This is a genomic window from Gilliamella sp. HK2, assembly GCF_001690265.1.
GTDB lineage: Bacteria > Pseudomonadota > Gammaproteobacteria > Enterobacterales > Orbaceae > Gilliamella > Gilliamella apicola_C.
The window spans coordinates 1-21,627 of the sequence record NZ_LZGV01000104.1; the positions used below are offsets into that span (position 1 = coordinate 1).

Annotated in this window: 16 protein-coding genes and 1 pseudogene; 8 read left to right on the plus strand and 9 right to left on the minus strand. The window is 36.4% G+C overall.

Annotated features, from left to right (window positions below; all coding sequences use genetic code 11):
• Positions 1-1,318, plus strand: a 1,318-nt coding sequence (locus A9G45_RS12630) for a tetratricopeptide repeat protein (protein ID WP_065572417.1), incomplete at its 5' end; no start/stop codon positions are given.
• Positions 1,319-1,379: 61 nt separating this feature from the next.
• Here the strand turns inward: A9G45_RS12630 and A9G45_RS12635 are convergent.
• The 7 genes from A9G45_RS12635 to A9G45_RS12665 form a co-directional block, all read right to left on the minus strand.
• On the minus strand, positions 1,380-5,132 hold the full coding sequence (locus tag A9G45_RS12635; protein WP_065567987.1) for a T6SS effector BTH_I2691 family protein: 3,753 nt from the start codon (positions 5,130-5,132) through the stop codon (positions 1,380-1,382).
• A gap of 20 nt (positions 5,133-5,152) precedes the next feature.
• Positions 5,153-6,124 (minus strand): DUF4123 domain-containing protein, encoded by a 972-nt coding sequence (locus A9G45_RS12640; RefSeq protein ID WP_065567988.1) that lies wholly within the window; start codon positions 6,122-6,124, stop codon positions 5,153-5,155.
• Between the two features lie 12 nt (positions 6,125-6,136).
• Positions 6,137-8,650, minus strand: coding sequence for a type VI secretion system Vgr family protein (locus A9G45_RS12645; RefSeq protein WP_065567989.1), 2,514 nt, complete (start codon positions 8,648-8,650; stop codon positions 6,137-6,139).
• Positions 8,651-9,611: 961 nt separating this feature from the next.
• Positions 9,612-10,052, minus strand: coding sequence for a PTS sugar transporter subunit IIA (locus tag A9G45_RS12650; protein WP_065567990.1), 441 nt, complete (start codon positions 10,050-10,052; stop codon positions 9,612-9,614).
• 69 nt (positions 10,053-10,121) lie between these two features.
• The gene (locus tag A9G45_RS12655) at positions 10,122-11,534 is read right to left on the minus strand and encodes a PTS fructose transporter subunit IIC (RefSeq protein WP_065572418.1); all 1,413 of its coding nucleotides are present in this window, start codon (positions 11,532-11,534) and stop codon (positions 10,122-10,124) included.
• A 10-nt stretch (positions 11,535-11,544) separates the two neighbouring features.
• On the minus strand, positions 11,545-12,465 hold the full coding sequence (locus tag A9G45_RS12660) for a 1-phosphofructokinase family hexose kinase (protein ID WP_065567992.1): 921 nt from the start codon (positions 12,463-12,465) through the stop codon (positions 11,545-11,547).
• Between the two features lie 13 nt (positions 12,466-12,478).
• Positions 12,479-13,333, minus strand: coding sequence for a tagatose bisphosphate family class II aldolase (locus tag A9G45_RS12665; RefSeq protein WP_065567993.1), 855 nt, complete (start codon positions 13,331-13,333; stop codon positions 12,479-12,481).
• Between the two features lie 346 nt (positions 13,334-13,679).
• Between A9G45_RS12665 and A9G45_RS12670 the strand changes: the two genes are divergently transcribed.
• Together A9G45_RS12670 and A9G45_RS12675 are read left to right on the plus strand one after the other, a co-directional pair.
• Positions 13,680-14,507 carry a DeoR/GlpR family DNA-binding transcription regulator gene (locus tag A9G45_RS12670; protein WP_065567994.1) on the plus strand — a complete coding sequence of 276 codons (828 nt, stop codon included), beginning with the start codon at positions 13,680-13,682 and terminating at the stop codon, positions 14,505-14,507.
• A gap of 2 nt (positions 14,508-14,509) precedes the next feature.
• A complete protein-coding gene (locus A9G45_RS12675; RefSeq protein ID WP_065567995.1) occupies positions 14,510-15,478 on the plus strand; it encodes a sugar kinase in 969 nt (322 codons plus the stop codon).
• Positions 15,479-15,723: 245 nt separating this feature from the next.
• Here the strand turns inward: A9G45_RS12675 and hemW are convergent, their stop codons facing one another.
• Positions 15,724-16,851 (minus strand): radical SAM family heme chaperone HemW, encoded by a 1,128-nt coding sequence (hemW, locus tag A9G45_RS12680; protein WP_065567996.1) that lies wholly within the window; start codon positions 16,849-16,851, stop codon positions 15,724-15,726.
• A gap of 197 nt (positions 16,852-17,048) precedes the next feature.
• Between hemW and A9G45_RS12685 the strand changes: the two genes are divergently transcribed.
• The 5 genes and pseudogenes from A9G45_RS12685 to A9G45_RS14795 form a co-directional block, all read left to right on the plus strand.
• On the plus strand, positions 17,049-17,921 hold the full coding sequence (locus tag A9G45_RS12685; RefSeq protein WP_065567997.1) for a D-hexose-6-phosphate mutarotase: 873 nt from the start codon (positions 17,049-17,051) through the stop codon (positions 17,919-17,921).
• 181 nt (positions 17,922-18,102) lie between these two features.
• Entirely contained in the window at positions 18,103-18,387 is a 285-nt protein-coding gene (gene rplY, locus A9G45_RS12690) for a 50S ribosomal protein L25 (protein ID WP_065567998.1), read from the plus strand.
• A gap of 171 nt (positions 18,388-18,558) precedes the next feature.
• Positions 18,559-20,016, plus strand: coding sequence for a glucose-6-phosphate dehydrogenase (gene zwf / locus A9G45_RS12695; protein ID WP_065567999.1), 1,458 nt, complete (start codon positions 18,559-18,561; stop codon positions 20,014-20,016).
• Between the two features lie 16 nt (positions 20,017-20,032).
• Positions 20,033-20,731 (plus strand): 6-phosphogluconolactonase, encoded by a 699-nt coding sequence (pgl, locus tag A9G45_RS12700; RefSeq protein ID WP_065568000.1) that lies wholly within the window; start codon positions 20,033-20,035, stop codon positions 20,729-20,731.
• Between the two features lie 183 nt (positions 20,732-20,914).
• Positions 20,915-21,073: pseudogene (locus tag A9G45_RS14795) on the plus strand (integrase core domain-containing protein); the annotation flags it as partial.
• A gap of 111 nt (positions 21,074-21,184) precedes the next feature.
• Here A9G45_RS14795 and A9G45_RS14520 read toward each other — a convergent pair.
• On the minus strand, positions 21,185-21,627 hold a 443-nt coding region (locus A9G45_RS14520), incomplete at its 5' end, for a hypothetical protein (RefSeq protein ID WP_176701821.1).

Below are 21,627 nucleotides of genomic sequence, written 5' to 3' on the forward strand. Positions count from 1 at the left end.
GATGTCGGCTTTTGCCAAGGGCAATCATCATACCAATGCGCCCCAAACTCGCTTGATGCCTAGCGCCTCGGAGCAACCCACTTGCCAACTTTCACGTGATGAAGCAAACATGAAACTGTGCACTGAACTGGCTGAAAGTGGTGATGCCATTGCCCAAAACACCTTGGGCGAAATTTTTTACGGCGATAATTTGCTTTACCAAAAAGGGGATCACACTAAAGCGCGGCTATTATTTGAAAAAGCGGCCGCTCAGGGACTGGCTAAAGCACAATATAACTTAGGCTCAATGTACCGTGATGAGTTAAACAACTTTCCAGTTGCTTTAAGTTGGTTTGAAAAAGCGGCTGCTCAAGGCAATGTCGATGCTCAAAATAGTATTGGTTATATTTACGAAAACGCATCAGGCGGTAAAGCGCCTCGATTGTATATTTTTGACGAAAATGGCAACAATATCGACCCTGAACTACCTAAAATCGAAGCACAATTTGCCCGATTCGACAAAATGAGCTTACCCATTGAATATTATCCCCGTGGAGTTTACCCTTTGAGTGAATATGGCCAAGGGGTCGAGCCTGATTTACAAAAAGCCATTGAATGGTACCAAAAAGCCGCCAACCAAGGGCATGCTTTAGCGCAAACCAATTTGGCTTATTTTTATCTATTTGGTATTGGGGTTGATAAAAATGAAAATCATGCCTTTACGCTTTATGAACAAGCAGCAAACCAACAGTTTGTCCCAGCAATAAGGACATTAGCGTTTATGTATATGCAAGGCTTAGGTACCAAAGTCGATGAATATAAAGCCTTTACCTTACTTGAGCAAGCCTATCAATTGCACCCTGATGATAACTTATGGCAATTGATTGATGTAATAATGTCTAATCGATATGACTTTAATACTCAATTGAAGCGCCAAAAAACCAAATATCGCTCCCAATATAGTGCTCGTGAAAAGGTATGCGATGAAGATTGGATCTATGATCGCTTTCATTTTCTTAATGGGTTTTATAACCTAAATATGCAGGAAGGGTGGGAAATACACATTTATGCAAAATGGCCAAGAAACACCTTTGATGTATTACTGGGCAATACAGTTGGCGAACTGTCAAAGCTAAAAGAGCGTTATTTAACCAAAGAAGCCATTCAAGGTAATCACATTATCATAACGTCGTTAAGTCATTATTATAAACGCGAAGAGCAAGATATTCCCCGTGCGCAATTATGGCGTAAATATGCATTAAAAATGGGGGCGGTTAATCACCCTAGCGAATGGTCAGGATACCCTCCGATAGAAGAAGATGAACAAAGAATGCATTAAAAGCGGGGGGCTATACCCGCTTTTTATTAATAAAGCGATGATAAATCACCTTGTGCAACCATTAATCCAACCATTTTAATACTTCCTGCTCAATTTGTAACATAATGGCGGGGTGTTGCAATTGATCTTGATCGCTTTGATCTTCGGTTTTAGGGGGCATTTGCGACGCACTATTTGCTTGTTGAGTGGAAAAGATCGCATCGTCAAAAAAACCTTTTAATTCAGCAATGGCTGTAAAATGGTTAGCCTGTTGCGCGGCATTGGTAAATTTTTGCTCATCTCTTTTTTTGCCTAGTGCTGAAAATTTAAGATGAATTTGAATATCGTTATCTTTACAAATTTCATAAATCCATGTTAATAGTGCCGCTAACCCTCCAACCGCTCCAGCAACACGGAATAGTAATAATCGGCAGGCGCCTAAATTAAAGGCTTGTTGAAGCCCTTTGCGCAAGATTAGTTTCTGAATTTTTACACGGAACAGGGTTTGTACCCATTCATAACGGTACGATAACCCATATAACACATATAATCCACCAGCCGTCGTGTTTAGTCCACACGCTAACCCTCCCGACCAAGTGGCATATGAATTGCCATATTTGTAGTTGTCCTTAGCGCCTATCCCCATTTCAACCGCAGAGATAAAATAAGTTAACGCGGTAAACACGCCAAAGCCTGTTTTAGCATACCGAAAGCCCTTTATTGCCCTTGGGTTACGTGCCAAAATAGTTGATGCTACGGTGTCGGCAACGGCGGCTGCTAACGAACTAGTTGCCATGGCTTTTTCTAATAAAATGTCGGTATCGTTAGCAAATAGTGAAGGCTCTTTATTCATAATGTATCGCCAGTTATAGGCTTCAAACGCCCCTACTAAAAAACCTAACCTTGCGCTACGCAGATGAATTTGATTAGTGGTTAATTGTTGAGTTGCCTGTTCAGAAAAAATTTTAAACACCACATTAACTTGCTTTTTAAATAGGTGATCGAGCTCAACAAATTGTTCGGTAAAGCGTTTATCAAGCTGTTTAATGGCGCTGTTTAAACTGTCACGCAGTTCTTTTAAGGTTTTTTTTACTTGAGCAGGGTAAGTGCTAAGCAAAACATGCAAACCACCACCCACGGGCACCCCCACAAAGCTTTGCGCTTTAAAGGTTTTATAAGTCGCCATAATTTGATATTTCATATGCGCATAAGTGACGGCTGTTTTCCAAACAACGCCAGATAGCGCCAAGGCAGCGGTTTCGGCAATCATTGCCCCTAAGCTGTATAAACAGGTGTTAATCGGTTTACACATTGCCACCAGTTTATCATACAGTTTTAACGTGTAATTATTCATGGTACCCGGGTTGTCGTAATTGCTAAACCAACGGGTAATAATGTTATGTTTACCAAAGCTGGTATCAATCGCAATAGTAGTTAACCCCTGTTTATTTTGCAGTTTCTTTAACTCCATGATATGTTCTAGCACTAGGTTGGCTTTGCGTAAATTAACGATATAGGTTGATATGTTGGATTTAATTGCTTTTGTAAGCGCTTCTTCAGCATATTCTTCATCTATATTATCTTTAACTGCTTTAAAAATTTCTTTTAATACATCCCAAGTTAGCTGCCAGTCATAACTGATTGTACGCCATAATAATGCCGCAATCGAGGTTCTAATATGGATATAGGTTTCGCCTTCAATACTAAATTGCTGGATATCTAACAGCTGTTCAATAAAGGCATTGCCTTCTTCGGTTTGTTCTAACCCTTCAAAAGTGCGGTTAACCACTGCGGTAAAATAATAACCATTAAGGTTAATTTTTAATAACTCTTGTTTCTGATGTTTTTTTATTTCTTCTTCTTTTAATGCAATATTCAATTCTTCTTCTATTTTAGTTTGGCATTTACCCCATACCGCACTGTTGTTGTCGAGCTCAATATTACGTTCGTACGATAGATCATTCACAAAGGTTAAATAATGGCTTTCTTTAATCCAATTAATAAGTTGCTTGGCTCGCTCACTGGCAATTTGCTTAATATGTTGGTTAAATTTTTTTTCCACATTTTCAAAATGGTGAGAAATCAAGCACCGTTTATATTTTTTAAACTCATTTTGTGTTTTTCTATAAAGAAGCGATTGATGTTCTTTTGCTTTGTCACAATACTCTTTTATCAATGCGTTATAAACTTTATCCAATAATTTGGCATCTTGCTTAATTTCTTCAATTGGGGCTTCATAACTAAACGAGGAATATTTTATAGCTTTAGCATAAATGCTGTTTTCTAGGTATTCTCCGTTAATTAGTTGATCGCTATACCAGGGGCTTTCATATATTGAAGGACCTTCACCAAAATAATTCAATTTTAAAAATTTCATAAATCGGTAATAGTATTCATGCCCAAGCGGTTTGCCATAAAAATACTCTTTAACCAATAAAATGTATGATTTGACTAATTGATAATAATTACGATTTATAGGTGCCTTAAGTCCATCTTCAGCTTTAGGCGTACCATATATCTTATTCATATTATCAATAATACCCCTTACTTTAAATTTACCTCCTATTTTATGTTTGTTATATTGCGAAATACTTTCATATTCTTTATCGCTTATATCTTTTAATTGTGATAATGAAAATGCTTCTTGGTAATCAATATCTGCTAACCTTTTACCATTTGCTGTCGCTAAATAGAGTTCGTCATTTGTAGGGGAAAACTTGAAATCTTCTTGCGCTACTTGATATTCGGAATAGGTTTCCACCACTTTCATCATCTCTTTAACATCTAATTCCATATCGGCTTCTTTGTTAAATTGACCCAAGTGACCAAAAATATCGGTATAGTAGTTGTTGAGATCGAGCGCTACCCCTATTGCATCATCCAATGCTAGCAACATTGGTTGCCCATGATCACCGCTATAACTTTGCATCGTGCTATGTAATTTTTGTACATATGAATCGTGCATTTCAGCTGAAAGCTGTTCCTCCGATTCATTGGTATTGGCTTTAAAAATCGCCCACGGTTGTTCAGTTGTATTAATTTGGGTGATTTTTTGATAATCGTTATTTAATAAAATTGATTTTTTATCATACAGCCACAGTGGACCTTGCATAGCATTGACTGATTGGGCACTTTGATAAAATTCATGTTTTGTATCAGGCAAGGCATTTTTTTGGATAAAATCAAAATTAAAATCTAAAATATCAGTAATTGATCGTCCTGAGGCAATAGTGGCACTTTCTTGGTTATAGTTTTTATTTTGCCAAGCCTCAATATCTAATTCTTGCATACGTGGGGTTGGTGTTTTGCGATATTCTTGCATCGCTTCAACAGTCCAAGGAAACTCACTATAAGCAATATAAACTTTACTGTAACGCGAAGGGTTCGGTATAGTAAGAAAAGCATTTAACGTAGGGTTACTTAATAAGTTTGGGCAGTGGTAGGATCCGTTTTCGTTCACATCAACCGATTTTGTCGACTGCATGCCATTTAGTTTTGTAAACCGACCTTCATCATCAACACTATAAATTAACCAATAACGGTTTTCTAACTCCTCTTGTGCGGATTCACTTTGTGAGCTAGCGTCTTCATTAGAACTGTCTTCATTAGAACTGTCTGCGTCTGAAGGTAAATAAATATAAATAAACCCAGCTCTAATTCGGCGAACATGATACTGGTAATCCTTATTTAAGGAAACAGTAGTTACTCCGTCTAACTTTGCCCATGTTGGACAAGCACTTTTAATATAAGTAGGAACTACCGTATAACGGGTAGGAAAAATAGCCAGTCCTTCTCTTTGGCAATCACACTGTTTTTTTTCGCTTTGTTCACTCATGTCTAATCCTCATCAATCCCTTATTTTTCATTCAGTTCTTGTAAATATATTTGCCAATTATCTGATCTTATTTTATTCAATTCGCCCAAAAGTCGATAATATTTACCAAGATCCGTACATTGCTTGATTTTACTTTCAATTTTGGGGTGACAATCAAAATCATGCCCCCATTTTAATGCCAATTTTGCCCATTCAAGTTTTAATTCTTTTTCGTGAATATTGTTATTCATTAAACGAATTAAACAAGGAGTAATTTTTTGTAATGATTGAATTTCATCAATATTTTTTGCTGGATGTTTTATTTGTTCTGAACGAATAATTTGATTATTAATTCCAATACAATCCAATTTTTGATGTTGATCGGTTGTGATCCATAAACTACCCATTAAGGAGAATTGTACGGGTTCGATCTGCTGTTTAATATTAAGGGTACCTTGTCGAGTTAGCATTGCCCATTTTTCAATATTGCCTAATAGTTTGTTTTGTTGGTTGCTGTCTAATATACTCATTAGCTGAAAAAAGACAGCGGGATCGTAGTATCGTAGCAGTATATTTTTATCTCTCCCTCGTTTTTGGATTGTGCGTAACCCTAAATCTTTGGCTATACTTTCGGTTTTTTTATGGGTAAATAACCAAGCACAATATTGCTGACCTGTCCCTACAGCAATCGATTGCGGAGCTAGCTGTTTGAGTGCTCGATCAAGCATAAAACTTAATACGGCTTGCTCGTATTTGTCTCTAAGATCCAGTTCTATTAGCCATGGACACTTTGTTTTTAATACTGATGGATGGCTTATGGGTACTTTATATAATCGAAGTTGATTATGAAAGTATTTCATAAAGGGCTCATCAATTGGAGTTAAAAATGGATCAAGCAGTGCTAAACAACGGTTTTTATAAACCTGCGACTCATCAACAAGTATTCGTGTTATTGCCAAGGCATTATCCGATAATTTATTTAAATCAATGGTTGTTTGTCCACATCTCAACATACTTTGACCTTTTTATTCGATATCGATTGTAGCTTGCTGATCGTTAGCCTGTTGATTTTGCGTATTTTGGCATTTTACTTCGTCGGCTAAATTATTTATGATTGACATATTATGTGCCCCCATCTTTTGCATGACATTACATTTAAGATAAATATTATCTTGTGTACCCAGTTCAATGCCTGCACTGCTGATTTTGATATAAGAGCCACCACAGATTAGGGTCAGCGCTTTAGTAGCTGTTATCTGTGTTTCACCATCAACACTGTCTATTTTTATATCTTGCTTGGCAGCCATATTAAGGTTGGCATTTTGGGCTTGAACCTCAATATCGCCTTGGTTGGCAAACAGTTTCATGCCTGATTTATGGGCAAATAGCCCTATTGCGTCGCCAGATGATACGGTGATGTTTTTTAATGCGGTGATATCGGTTTGGTTTTCGCTGGTTAGGGTTAAGCTATTGCCTGTTGTCAGTTGGATGTTTTCTGGGCTGGTTAAGGCAATGCCTTCTTGCGCATAGGCCAGTAGGCCACTTTGAGTTAGCTGAGTTAAGTTGGCTTTAAGCTGGTCTTGACTGTCGGTATCCGCGCTGTGTGCGTCGGACTGGGTAGCGGCATTTTGTAGGGCTTTGGCAATCGATAAGGCATTTTCCAGTTGGTTTATTGCCGCTTGCATATCCAGTTGTTTGCCTTGCGCTTTCGGCTCGGTTTGGGTGGTTAAGTATAAGCCTTTATTAGCAGCAATCGCGCCCCATTCATCCGTCCTCAGTTCAAAGCCTTCACCGCGTTGGCTTTTTTTATTATCGACCAAATGCCCCAAATTAAGCTGAGTTTTGCCGTATTCGGTGGCGAGTTTGATATGCTCTTGCCCGCGTTTATCATCCATGCGCAGTTTGTTGTTGGCGGGGGTACGAATGACATTGCGGTGTTTGTTAATGGTGGTCACATGGTCTGGGTGGGCGCTGTCGTGCATGGCATGGGCAATATACGGCCTATCGGGATTACCATTCATAAAGGCAATCGCCACTTCCGTGCCGTCAATTAACGGGAAGTGAAAACCATAAGTGTTACCCGAATAAGGTTTTGCTAAGCGTACCCATAAGCTTTCAGTGCCCTTTTTCCACGTTTTTAAGTCAAAGTTGAATTTAACTCGGTAGCGCCCGTGAGTGTCAATATAGCCATAGGTGTCATTATCGGGACTGGTGACCCGTGCGGGTAAGGTGCCACTGACTTGTGGCCAGCGTATAGGCGCGGGGCGATAAGGTTTTAAGGCTTGATAGGGAATGGCGGTAAAGGTGAGTGCATAGGCATCAGTACGGTTACCTTGTCCTTGCACACTTAAAATAATCACCCCTTCTTCAATCGATTTTAACGGACTGCCCGTGATGTTAATAAGTTGCCCTGGGGCTAATTGATAGCGGTTGCTTTTACCCGTGAGGATTATTTGCTGGCTAATCGCCTGCTCATGGCGAATACGGGCATACCATTGACCGCTTTCAATGTCGTTATCTTGCTCAATACCGTCATCTTGCGGTGACGGGTTAGCGGTTTGTGGTTGGTTGGAGTTAACGGCTTTATCATTTGGCTTGCTCTGCTGACCTTGTCCGCTTTTATAATGCTCTTCGTAACGGTAATCAGTGCCTTGCGTGGTGGTGGTTTTCGGTTGGGTGTTGATATCGGTGAGTAAATCGGCTTTGGCATCACGGTAGTTGTAGTCTTGAACGGTCACAGAGGCGGGTACCACTTCGCTATGTAAGGTGATATCCCAAACACTTTCTATGCCCGTATCGGCCATGCCACTCGGCGGTTTATAGTCGATATTGGCCACCTGTACATAGCCTTGTTCATAATCACTTAACACCATCACATCACAATCATGCTCGGCATGGGTTTCAAAGCGGAACCAGATACCGACATCGGCCAATAAGCGTTGAATAAATTCCAGGTCGCTTTCTTGCCACTGGGTGATAAACTCCCGTTCAGGATAGCTGTCTTTGAGCGCTAACCGGTAATCAATGCCGGTAAAGCCGTGGCTGCGTAGTACTTCTTCAACCACACTGACCACGCTTTGATTTTGAAATATAGCACTATTTTTCCCCACAGCCAGCCGTGCTAAGCACGAAGATAACACGACTTGGTAATGAGCTTCATCTTTATTGACTGATAGCTGGCTAAATTCAGTGATGACCCCATGCAAGGTGCGTTTATTCGTCACGGCCGGCAAGTCGCTTAGTGAACGAATAGCGGAAGTTAATGGTTTGTTAATAACAGGATTAAAGCAGAAAGTCGATTTTTGATTAAGAAACGCATCGGGCGATAAGGTTTTGTCAGGGCTGGTAAAGGTAACCACATAATGCCAAGGTTGATTTAACTGCTCATCACCGTCAACATGCAAAACTGAAATCGGTGCGGTCAGCCCGTCAACGGTTAAGGTATAGCGATTATGGCTAACGCCCCCTAAACTATCAAGTAATCCACCCATTAATCCTTCACCTAATTGACCTAGCAGGCGATTAAGCTTGTTTTCCATGGCGTTTTCTCTCCTTTAAATGCAACTTATTAAAACTTTTAGTGATGTTATTTACAAAATGATTATGAATTATATATGATTGTTTTTCTATCTCAACAGATTATTGAAGTAATGTATATAATATTATCCAATAAACTTTTTATTTACCAATGTAAATGCTTTTAATATTAATAAGTTAATTATTTTGACTACCATATTGACACGCTAAAAGTTTGGTTGAAAAGAGATAAGAAAACTTAATTTTAACCATTAAGTAGATTTTGATCTTCGCCAAAATATTAGATAGTAATCGCCTCAATCAATTTGGTATTAAGGTAATATTGCTTTTCATATTACTCTGACGATATTCAGCTATTATCGGAAAAACTAAATACCTATTAATAGGTGAACTTATTTGCCGACCAATCACATTTCAATCCAATAAATCAATCATTACGACGAGGTATAACCCACCTTGGCTGAGTTTGATAAAGTGATATCAGTTATCCCCCGACTTGATAGGGTTTATCAGGATTAAGCAGTCTATTTTATGTATGGGGCAGTGCATCATAAAATAGCCTTGTCGCAAAAGAAGTAACGTTATTATTTACTATTATTTAGTAAAATAAAAAACTTCAATAAAATCAATAGCTTTTCTGAATGATTTTTATCATATTCGATTTGCCGTTCTTTCTGCTACATCATAGTCCTTTTTCCTTATATCATACATCAAGTTTAGTGCAACTAAACGTGCACCTAACACCCAAATAGTTAGCTATTTTTAGCTAATAAGAGATGAATTTTAGATAAGGTATACTCCACCACCTGTTGTTGGAAATGGTGTTAAATGCTGTAGCATAATGGGTTCCTCTATGATTTTTATTTATATCATAGAGGTAGTATTTGTCGGTTTTTGGGATGAAAATCAAGTTCAACCTTATTGTATTGAAATGATCTTTTGACATGAAATAAAATAAATCTTTTAGCAACTACCTTGTAGTATTTCTAATAGATTTTCAGCGGTTTTAATCGTTTTAATACGATCGAGCGTATCTTCAGCAATTACAGCTTTTGTTAACTGTCGTAAAATATCGAGATGTTCATTAGCTTTCGCTGCGATGCCAATAACAACATAAGCTATGTTATCATCTTGATCCCAGAGTACCCCTTTTGGATAGTAAATTATTTTTAAGCCTGTTTTGATGACACTATCACGCTTATCAGTCGTTCCATGAGGAATGGCAATACCATTACCTAAAAATGTAGAGATTTGGGTATCTCGATCAAACATGGCTTGTGTATAATCATCTTTTACTAGACCTGCTTTTATCATCGCTTCTGATACTGATTGAATGGCATCTTGTTTAGAATAACACCCGCTTATAATTCTAATATCATCGATAGTAAGTTTTAAATCGCTCATTTATTGTCCTTTTAGTTTTGATGCACCGAAAAATTATCGGTATATCAATTAGTTAATTATATCGTATTGTTAATTGTTAATTGTTAATTGTCTATTTTGGTGAATTCGAATTAAGCCTAATAATATGGCTCCGACAAGCGCGCCAGTAAAAATACAAGCTACCCATAGAAAAGGTTTATTTACCAATGGAAGTACAAGAAAACCACCATGTGGTGCGGGAACTTGAATATGGCTTAAAAAAGTCAATACCGATGCGATGGTGGACGATAACATCATGACAGGAATGACTCGTAATGGATCTTTAGCCGCAAAAGGAATCGCACCTTCAGTGATGTGTGTAGCACCTAAAATATAGTTTACAATTCCAGCTGCACGCTCTTCCTCAGTAAATGCTTTTCCACGAAATATCGTTGTTGAGAAAGCAATGACAAAAGGTGGCACAATACATGCGGCTGAAACTCCAGCCATAAAGTAAAAGTTACCTTCGCCTAGTAGCATAGTCCCTGTTACATAGGCGGCTTTATTTACTGGACCTCCAAAGTCAAAGGAACACATAGCACCAATGACTATGCCAAGTAAAACAGGATTAGCTGATTGTAATGATTCAAGAAATGATTTCATTGCATGGTTAACTGCTGCAATTGGGTCACCTAATAAGAACATGCCTGCACCAATCACAAAAACACCAATTAACGGCATGATAAAAATAGATTTTAGCCCTTCAAATGAACGAGGAAGTCTATCTAACCATTTTTTGACATATAGCATTAAGTAGCCTGCTGCAAAGCCTGCAATAATGCCACCTAAGAACCCTGCACCTGTAATATTGGCAATCAATCCGCCAACAAAACCTGCCACTAACCCTGGCCTACCTCCAATTGAGTAAGCAATAAAACCCGTAAAGATGGGTACCATAATACCAAATGCTTGCCCGCCTATTTTCATCAACAATGCGGCAAATTGATTATATTGTGCATTTGTCTCATCGGCCGAGTAAATCCCCCATAAAAATGAGAGTGCGATTAATACACCACCTGCGACAACAAAAGGCAGCATATTAGATACACCGCTCATTAGGTGTTTGTAAATTTGGCGACCAATTGACTCTTGTGTCACGGGTTGTTGATTTGAGGGTACCGATTTTTGTGTATTATTGGCAGCTCCGTTACGTAATGGCGCATTGCCTGAAATTATTTGCTCAATAAGCATTACAGCCTTATGAATACCATCTTTTACAGGAACCTCAATAACAGGCAAGCCATTAAAACGATCGGGATTGACATCTTTATCAGCGGCGATAATAACGCCGATAGCGTTCGCTATATCCTCATCTGTAATGGCATTATCTATCCCACCTGCGCCATTGGTTTCTACTTTAATTTCAACGCCTATTTTTTTAGCTGCGGATTTCAAAGCTTCTTCTGCCATATAAGTATGAGCGATACCGGTTGGGCAACCTGTTATAGCTAATATTTTTTTCATAATTATTCCCTCATTTTATTTGGGTAATTTCAATTTGATTCATATAAATATAGATCTTATCTAGCAAACCTAATCCATCTGATTCAGCAACATTCGCCCCCGTTGCCGATGCTTTTTTCATTGATCTTTCAATATTTTCCCTATCAGGCAACCATTCACTAAGAAAGGCTGCTAGTGACGCATCTCCAGCACAAGCGGAGCTGATTAATTTGATCTTTACAGCATTGCAAAACCAAATATGTGTTCCATTCGAAAAATAGAGTCCTTTAGCCCCCATAGTTAATAAAATATTTTGTGCACCTTGTGCGTGAATATTTTCTAATGCGGTAATAATTTGCGATGTCGTTTGGGTTTCAAAACCAAAAATTTCTTTGATTTCATCATCATTGGGTTTAATTAATAAAGGTTTATAAGCGAGTAAATCACTTAATATTGGATGGCTAATATCGAGGATAACTTGAATATTTTTGACTTTACATAGAGTTAAAATAGATAGGTAATATTCGGGTTCAATGTTATTTGGTAAGCTACCGCTAATAACTAAATAACAGTTACTGCTTAGTGATTTTATTAATCCTAGCAATTCTTGTTTTTTATTATCAGGAACAAAAGGGCCTTTACCCACCAATTTATATTCATTTTGCCCATCATTAATAAAAACATTGATACGTGTTATATCATCAATAAAACAAGGCTTTGTTTCAATCTGCATTTTTGTCAATTCATCAACGATATATTTTCCAGAAAATCCGCCAAAAAAACCTAATGCACAAGTCGGTTTTAGAAATTTGTGCAAGACAATTGAAACATTGACCGCTTTACCATTTGGGCTATATTGAGTATGCGATGTGCGGTTGACATAATTAGGATTAAGCCCTTGGCAACGAATATTCATATCAATTGCGGTATTAAGTGTTAATGTGTAGATCATCTTCCTAATTCCTCTATAACTTACCGGCACAACCACATGTGGCAATAATTTTCTTGATAATTTCTTTCATTGCCGCTTTAGCTGGTTTCATATAATGGCGAGGGTCATTAGCCTCAGGATATTCAATAAAGTATTGTTTTAAGGCATTTGAAAATGCCATTTTTAATTCGGTTGCAACATTGACTTTACAAATTCCACGTTTAATACATTCACGAACATCTTTATCAGGAACACCTGAAGCGCCATGTAACACGAGTGGAATATCAGTGATTGAGCGAATTTCGGATAGGCGATCAAAATCCAGTTTAGGTTCTGATTTATAAAGACCATGTGCAGTACCAATGGCGATAGCTAGCGAGTCAATTTGGGTTTTTTGTATAAATTCTAGTGCTTGTTTAGGACTGGTATATAAAGCATCTTTTGCATCCACAGCTAAATCATCTTCAACACCACCAAGACGCCCTAATTCAGCTTCAACACTAACATCATAACGGTGAGCATAATCTACTACACGTTTCACAATGGTAATATTTTCTTCAAATTGAAGATGTGAACCATCAATCATGACAGATCGAACACCAGCATTAATTTTATAAGCTATATCATCAAATTCTTCATGATGATCTAAGTGAACAGCTAAAGGGATGTGATGCTTTTTAGATAGCTCATGAGCAATAGCAATAATGTTTTCTGTTCCTGCATAACTATATGTGCCTGGTGTGCCTGCTAAAATAACGGGTGATTGCAATTCAGCGGCAGTTTTAACTACGACCTGTATAGTTTCTAGATTATGAATGTTAAAGGCTGGTACTGCATAGTGTTCTGTTTGTGCTTTTTTTAACATGTTGTGACTTGAAATAATAGACATATGACTTTCCCTTAATAATTTATTTTGACTTAATAGAGCAATTAACTTTCGTTTCGAAATTTATTTTTAATAATTATGCTTTCGAATTGTAAGTTATTCTAGTGGTAATCACGTGAGATAGATCACAAAAATCAATATTACTTTCAAAACGTAACAAAAATTATTTATAAATTTTCATTTTGATGGTTAACATGTATATATGAGAAGTGCTTAGATAAAAGACGTATAAATCATTATTGGTATGATTTATAAGATAAAATGTAATGCGCTAGTTTAATATTGACCAAGCATTGGATTAATTCTATTATCACCAATCTTCATTTTATCTACGGTATAGGAAATAAAATTGGCTAGAGCATCTTCATCCCTATTAAAACGACGACTGCAAATTGCAGAAATTGTTCGTAAACAAGGCGAAGTTAAAGTTGATGAATTATCACAATTGCTTCAGGTATCGAATGTAACTATTCGTCAAGATTTAACTTACTTGGAGCAGCAAGGATATTTAAAGCGCTCTTTTGGAGGAGCAATTTATCTTGCTCAGGATGGAGGGGGAAGTCAGACAAGTGCCATTACACAAAATTATACGCAAAGTTTTAATGATAGCCATGATATTGAATTAGTCAAAACTTGCTTAAGTTATATTAATGATGGTGATACGTTGTTTTTAAGCCATGGTAATTTAATAAGAAAATTGATTCCGTTTTTACATTGCAAAAAATCATTAATACTGATTATGAATGATATTAGTAATGCAAAATTAGCAAAAGAATTTACGGATGCCGAAGTCATTCTTATTGGTGGCGTTTTACTTGAGGGTAATCTTTTACAGGATAACAAGATAATCAACCTTATATTAAATCAATTTCCTGTATCGCATTTTATTCTCGAAATAAGTGCCATCAATATGGGTAATCAATTAATTATTGAAAATTTAGAACAGGTTAAAACTTATCAACAAATAATGAAAAAAGCCGCACACAATATCGCTATTTTACCTCAAAGGCTGATTCATAATAATGATAATAATCTGGGAAAACTCGTTGATCTTGATATGGTTGTGTTATCAAGACCTGCTGTAACAGAGTATCATCAGCAACTCCTGGATGCCAATTTTGAGATACTTATTTCAAATAAATATTGTGTGACTTATCAAAACATACTGGAGAGATAATAATGCATTTGAAAATCTGCACAATTGGTGAGCTACTGGTTGAGTTCTTAGCCAAAGAACAAAATCAACGATTCAATCAAACAGGAGAGTTTATTGGTCCGTTTGTTAGTGGTGCTCCGGCAATATTTGCAGATCAAGTTGCAAAATTAGGTTTTCCCGTTGTCTTTTTTAGTTGTGTTGGTAAAGATGCATTTGGCAAGATGTGTATCAATCGGCTGAAACATGATGGTGTTATTATTGACGGTATCACCATGCATCATAAAGCCAATACTGGTAGTGCTTTTGTCACTTATAAAGATTCTAATGAAAGAGATTTTATTTTTAATATTCCAAATAGCGCATGTGGTTTACTTTCGTTTAATCATGTTAATGAAAGCTTATTAAAAGATTGTAATCATTTACATGTAATGGGCTCATCGCTTTATTCCTTTCGTGTGATTGATGCTATGCGTAAAGCATTAGATATCATCAAAAACAAAGGGGGAACAATTTCATTCGATCCAAACTTACGTAAAGAAATGTTTGATATACCAGAAATGGAGCAATCTTTTGATTACATAATGGAATATACCGATATATTTTTACCCAGTAAAAGCGAAGTTAATTATTTTTCAAATAATAATGATGAAAGTGAACAACAAATAATGATGAGATTGCTTAAAAAAGGGATTAAGCACATTGTGGTAAAAGGCGGTTGTAAAGGCGCTAATTATTATGGGCTTGACGAGCAAGGTTATTTACAAATGTTGCACGTTGATGGATACACAGTAAACTCCGTTGACCCAACAGGAGCAGGAGATTGTTTTGGTGCCACGTTTGTTAGTTTAATGTTGGCAGGCTATTCAGTCGAAAAAGCATTGCAATATGCAAATGCAAGTGGTGCATTTGCTGTATCTAAAAAAGGTCCTATGGAAGGAACATCTTCATTGACTGAATTAAAGCAGTTCCTTTCTCACACTTTTATTAAATAATAATTAAAAGCAATGAAGTTATCAAAGTATAGGCAAAAAAAATCCCAATAACAAAGTTATTGGGAAAACATAAGGAATAGGAAAACAATGAAATAAATGCATTGTCGGGATACATTATGCCTTTATTTTTTAAAAATGTCTGTAAAGTTATGCGAATGATTGCTTAAATAGTTGGTACCTATTACGTTAAATAATCGTAAAGATAGGCTCTAATTGCCTTTGTCAGAAATTAATATTTAATTTAGCTATAAAAAGAACTCTAATAATGAGTTTAGAAATAGTTTTCCATGTTCAGTTATTTGCCAGTTTTGTTCGTCTTCAATTAAATAGCCTTTTTCAATGGCCATAGTTATTTGTTTCTCAACTATCTGTAATGATAAATGAGTCCGTTGTTCAAATTCGTATTTTGGCACTGGCTCAAATAGCCGAAATCGATTCATAAAAAACTCAAAAGGTAACTCTTGTTTTGGAACTTCATAATATTTATCCAAATAACGCCCTTCTAAATAACCTTTTGGATGGCGAGTTTTTACTGTACGAATAATTTTACCATCAGATTGGGTTAATTTGCCATGGGCGCCACAGCCAATCCCCAAATAGTCCCCAAATCGCCAATAATTTAAATTATGTTCGCATTGAAAACCTTTTTTAGCATAAGCAGAGGTTTCATATTGCTGGTAACCGTGTTTAGTTAATAATTGATGACCTTGTTGGTAAATTTCCCAAAGTTTATCGTCATCTGGTAAAACAGGCGGTTTTGAACTAAATAATGTATTGGGTTCAATGGTTAATTGATACCAAGATAAATGAGGTGGATCAATAGCAATAGCTTGTTTTAAATCATATATAGCATCATCAATACATTGACTTGGTAACCCATGCATTAAATCTAAATTAAAACTTCTTAAATTTAATGTTTGGGCTAATTTTCCTGCTGTGAATGCTTCTTTGGGATTATGTATTCTCCCTAATTTTACAAGCTTATCGGCTTGAAAGCTTTGTACACCAATGGATATTCGATTGATACCAGCTTGTTGATAACCATTAAACCTTTCTATATCAATAGAATTTGGATTGGCTTCAATAGTAATTTCAGCATCATTATCTACGGGAATGATCTTATTTATATTTGATAATAATTTATCAATGAGTTCAGCAGAAAACAGACTTGGAGTGCCACCACCAATAAAGATCGAATGAATTAAGCGGTTTGAGCACAAAGCAGCATCATGTTGCAAGTCTTTAATCAAATGTTCTATATAAGCTTCATAATTGGGGGCTTTTTTTATCGTATGCGAATTAAAATCACAATAAGGACATTTTTGTACGCACCATGGCATATGAATATACAAACTCATTGGAATTTTATACATAAACGCTGTCTTTCCTGAAACTTTTTGACAACAATAACCAGTATGTTGTTCTATTTTTTATAGTGTGGCATTTTACTTCAAAAAAGTAAAAAAAGCTTTTGGCATCTATTGTATTTTTATTATTAACTTAAAAAGCGTACAATTATTAATAATTTTCGGTATTAACTGTTGTTAAAATTTGTTATTTAGGAGTAAGTATGAGTATTTACAAAAATATTTTAGAAAATAGCTTATCAGGGGTCTCGCTAAGCTCATCGGTTAAGCAATTAACTTATGGCGAACTCCCTACTTTGGTGATTAACCATAAAACTTGTTGTGCAGCGGTGACATTACAAGGTGCACACTTGTTATTTTGGCAACCAATTAATGAGCAAACTCCTGTTATTTGGTTGAGCAACAAAACAAACTTTAAAAAAGGCGTGGCTATTCGCGGTGGTGTACCTGTTTGCTGGCCTTGGTTCGGTCAATCAGGAACGCCGTCTCACGGTTTTGCTCGTATTGTTGAATGGAATTTAGACTCTTGCACTGAAGATGAGCATGGTGTCGATCTCATTCTATCTCTCGTCAATAATCAACAGACAGCGCCTTATTGCAACAAACCTTTCACTGTATCATTAAACCTTCATTTAGGTAAGACCTGTGAAGTTGTTTTAAGTTGTTCTGGTGATTTTGATGTAACTAGCGCACTACATACTTATTTTGGTATCAATAATATTGAAGACGTTGTTGTCAAAGGACTAGGTGAAACCTATCAAGATCGATTAGCCGTTGAAAATAAACCTGCAAAAATAGGGCAATTGACTTTTAACCAAGAGGTTGATCGTATTTATACTAATGCTAGTGACCAAATAACTATCACAAATGGCATTCGAACAGTTCGATTAACTAATACTAATGTAAGTGATGTAGTAACATGGAATCCATGGGTAAATAAAGCTAAAACAATGAGTGACTTTGGTGATGACGAATATAAATCTATGGTTTGTGTCGAATCTGGTTGCATTACAACGCCATTGAAATTATCACCAAATAAAAAATCGACTTATGGTTTTAAAATAGAATTGATTTAAAAATTCACACTATACACGATAAGCACAACCAATGTTTTGCTCGATTGTAATATGATTATTTGATTGCGTTTATTGGGATAACACTCTATAATCTTGTGCACTTTATTAAAGTGCAAGTTTGATAGCCAACTACTGGGTCGCCTGTAATTGGTTTTATTTTAAATCATTAAGAGAAATAAATATGTTTACATTTAAAGCTGAAGTTAGAAAAGAGCATGGTAAGGGTGCGAGCCGCCGCCTGCGTCACGCTGGTAAATTCCCAGCCATTATTTATGGCGGTACTGAACCTGCAATCTCTGTGGTACTTGATCACAACCAAATTTTTAATATGCAAGAAAAACCAGAATTTTATTCTGAAGTATTGACTATTGAAGTTGACGGAAAAGCAACTAAAGTAAAAGTACAAGCAGTACAACGTCATGCGTTTAAACCAAAATTAGTTCATATGGATTTTGTTCGCGCATAATTTATTGATTGGAAAATTATCCAATTACTTGTTTTAAACAAAGGGTCACCGTGATGGTGACCTTTTTGTTTTCGAATCAATAAAGGCTAATGCCTATTGTTATGATTTATCCTGTACACTGACTACCCAACATAATAGAATGATTACATTATATCATCGTAGGAGAGAACCATGTCTGATATCCCAGCTTGCGATTTAGTTATTTTTGGTGCTAAAGGGGATTTGACAAGACGTAAATTACTACCGTCTTTATACCAATTAGAAAAATATGGAAAACTACCTGAACAAACCAAGATTTTAGGTGTAGGACGTGCTGATTGGGATCACGCTGCTTATTGTGAGGTAGCAAAAGATGCCCTAACCTCATTTATGCCAGAGCCATTAGACGATAGTATTTGGCAACGATTCAGCCAACGATTAAACTTTCATAAACTAGATGTTAATGATCGCGCTGGATTTGAAACACTGAAAAATAAACTTGATTCAAACAACCCTGCTATTTTTTATTTTGCAATGCATCCAGGGGCTTTTGGTACTATTTGCCAAGGCTTAGCTGCTGCGGGATTAAACCAATTACAAAATAGAATTGTAATGGAAAAACCGCTTGGAACCGATCTAAAATCATCTCGCGAAATTAATGATTCAGTGGCTAAATTCTTTAATGAATCGCAAGTTTATCGTATTGATCACTACTTAGGTAAGGAATCTGTATTAAACCTATTAGCTTTACGCTTTGCAAATACGGTGTTTGCGTCATTTTGGGATCGTAATTCTATTGATCATGTCGAAATTACTGTGGCTGAACAAGTTGGTATTGAAGGCCGCTGGGGATATTTTGACAAAGCAGGGCAAATGCGCGACATGGTACAAAATCATTTATTACAAATCTTAACTATGATTGCAATGTCACCACCAGCGAATCTTGAAGATGATAGTCTACGTAATGAAAAAATAGCCGTACTTAATGCGCTTAGACCAATTGATAAAACAAATATCCGTGAAAAAGTAGTTCGGGGTCAATATACAGCAGGCTTTGTTAATGGCGTTAATGTCCCAGGTTATTTAGAAGAAGATGGCGCAAATCAAAAAAGCAATACCGAGACATTTGTTGCCATTCGCGTTGACATTGATAACTGGCGTTGGGCAGGTGTTCCTTTTTATTTACGCACAGGCAAACGCTTACCAAGTAAATGTTCTGAAGTTGTTGTCTATTTCAAACCGTTACCGCTTAACCTTTTTAGTGAATCTTATCCAGAATTACCACAAAATAAATTGACTATTCGTCTACAACCTGATGAAGGTATGGATATTGAGATTCTAAATAAAGTACCAGGTTTAGATAGCACTCACAATTTGCAAACTACTAAACTTGATTTAAGTTTTAGCGAAACTTTTCATCAACAAAGTGCTGATGCCTATGAGCGTTTACTACTTGAAGTTATGCGTGGTCGCCAAGCATTATTTGTTCATCGTGATGAAGTTGAGGCTGCATGGAAATGGGTCGATTCAATTGTTAGAGCGTGGGAGTTAGACAATGAACAGCCAAAAACTTACCAAGCCGGAACTTGGGGACCTGTAGCATCAGTTGCATTGATTACTAAAGATGGGCATTCATGGCACGAATTCTAATAAAGGAAAATAAAATATGTTTACGTTAAATAAATATGAGAATAATCAGTTATTGATTGAAGATTTAACCTCACATATAGTCAACAAGTTAAAACAGGCGATTGAACAAAAAGGCCATGCTTCCATTGCTGTTTCAGGGGGTAAAACACCAATTCCACTTTTTGCTTTACTCAGCCAACAAGATATGGAGTGGAGCCGAGTTTTTATTACGTTAGTTGATGATAGATGGGTGGATAATACTGATGATGCCAGTAACGAAAAGCTTGTAATAGCTCATTTATTACAAAACAATGCAAAAGTGGCTAATTTTGTTGGCTTGAAGAATAATTGTGATAATCCATTTAATGGAGCAGAAATGACTGAAAAGATGCTAGATAAAATTCCAATGCCATTTGATGTAATAATTTTAGGTATGGGAGAAGATGGACACACTGCTTCATTATTTCCTGGTGCAGCTAATTTGGCAACGGGTTTAGATATGAAATCCGGTCGAAAAGTTGTGGGTATGACACCATTAACCGCGCCACTTGATCGTATAACATTAACACTGCCAACTATTTTAAATAGTAAAAACATATACTTGCATTTAGTAGGAGAAAGCAAAATGCATGTGTTAGAACAAGCTGAAAAAGGTAATGATGTTAATCAAATGCCGATTCGTGCTATCTTGCAACAAGATAAAGTTAATGTCACTGCTTTTTGGGCTGCATCTTAAATTTTTTACAGTTTTGTTTATCGACTTGCAGCGGTAATGTATTTTTACGATAAATTTTGCTTCCAAAGCACTGGATCAGTGGTGCTTTGGCCTTACCAATTAATCCCCTGAATACTCTTTTATTGGCTTTTCAGCTTGTTTTACTGTTTTTCTTTTTTTGGGATCTCTTAAATTGACTGTAACTATCGCACTGAGGTACTCGATTTATATCTATTTAATAATCTAGAACAAGCAAGAAAGGTAACCGAAGAATAGCTAACCATTTATAACACCGAAAGACCGCATGAGGCACTAAATAACATGACACCGATTGAATACAAAACACTAAAACAAGCAGCATGATTTTCTACGTGAGTTATGTACTAAGTTTGGGGTATTTATATTTACATTTACAGTACAAGGCAAGCCCCAAAACAAAGTGCATAAGTTTTAAAATAAACTTCATTTCTCCAGTTAATTTTCTACCTGATTTAGCTTGTTATCTATTTTTTCTATTTTTTCTATTTGTTGTTTTATTTGTTCTGTTAAACAACGGGTAATTTTATGGGTAAAGGTGGTCGCTTCATTATGGTAAACTGGTGGCGGTATCATTAAACAAGCTTTATTAATTTGCTTATCTATTACCTCAATAGAATCTTTGGGCTCGTTTTCTTTTGCTTGAAGTAATGCTAATTTTTTAACTAAAAGGTCATGATAATAGTTGTAAGATTCTATATTGCAAGTCGTATTATATTCATCTTGATAACAAGTTCTAAGTTTATCCGTTTCAAAATTTGAAGGCCCAGATTTATCGAGCACTTCAAATTGATCTGGATAAATAATACGATATTTATAACCATCATCAAATAAAAATTCTTTAAGCTTAAATTGCAAATTTTCTTTATCAATTTGATAAT

Excerpts from the sequence above, each read along its gene's own strand:
- A9G45_RS12635 (WP_065567987.1), bottom strand. The coding sequence starts at position 5,132 with ATGAGTGAACAAAGCGAAAAAAAACAGTGTGATTGCCAAAGAGAAGGA.
- A9G45_RS12640 (WP_065567988.1), bottom strand. The coding sequence starts at position 6,124 with ATGTTGAGATGTGGACAAACAACCATTGATTTAAATAAATTATCGGAT.
- A9G45_RS12645 (WP_065567989.1), bottom strand. The coding sequence starts at position 8,650 with ATGGAAAACAAGCTTAATCGCCTGCTAGGTCAATTAGGTGAAGGATTA.
- A9G45_RS12650 (WP_065567990.1), bottom strand. The coding sequence starts at position 10,052 with ATGAGCGATTTAAAACTTACTATCGATGATATTAGAATTATAAGCGGG.
- A9G45_RS12655 (WP_065572418.1), bottom strand. The coding sequence starts at position 11,534 with ATGAAAAAAATATTAGCTATAACAGGTTGCCCAACCGGTATCGCTCAT.
- A9G45_RS12660 (WP_065567992.1), bottom strand. The coding sequence starts at position 12,465 with ATGATCTACACATTAACACTTAATACCGCAATTGATATGAATATTCGT.
- A9G45_RS12665 (WP_065567993.1), bottom strand. The coding sequence starts at position 13,333 with ATGTCTATTATTTCAAGTCACAACATGTTAAAAAAAGCACAAACAGAA.
- A9G45_RS12675 (WP_065567995.1), top strand. The coding sequence starts at position 14,510 with ATGCATTTGAAAATCTGCACAATTGGTGAGCTACTGGTTGAGTTCTTA.
- hemW (WP_065567996.1), bottom strand. The coding sequence starts at position 16,851 with ATGTATAAAATTCCAATGAGTTTGTATATTCATATGCCATGGTGCGTA.
- A9G45_RS12685 (WP_065567997.1), top strand. The coding sequence starts at position 17,049 with ATGAGTATTTACAAAAATATTTTAGAAAATAGCTTATCAGGGGTCTCG.
- rplY (WP_065567998.1), top strand. The coding sequence starts at position 18,103 with ATGTTTACATTTAAAGCTGAAGTTAGAAAAGAGCATGGTAAGGGTGCG.
- zwf (WP_065567999.1), top strand. The coding sequence starts at position 18,559 with ATGTCTGATATCCCAGCTTGCGATTTAGTTATTTTTGGTGCTAAAGGG.
- pgl (WP_065568000.1), top strand. The coding sequence starts at position 20,033 with ATGTTTACGTTAAATAAATATGAGAATAATCAGTTATTGATTGAAGAT.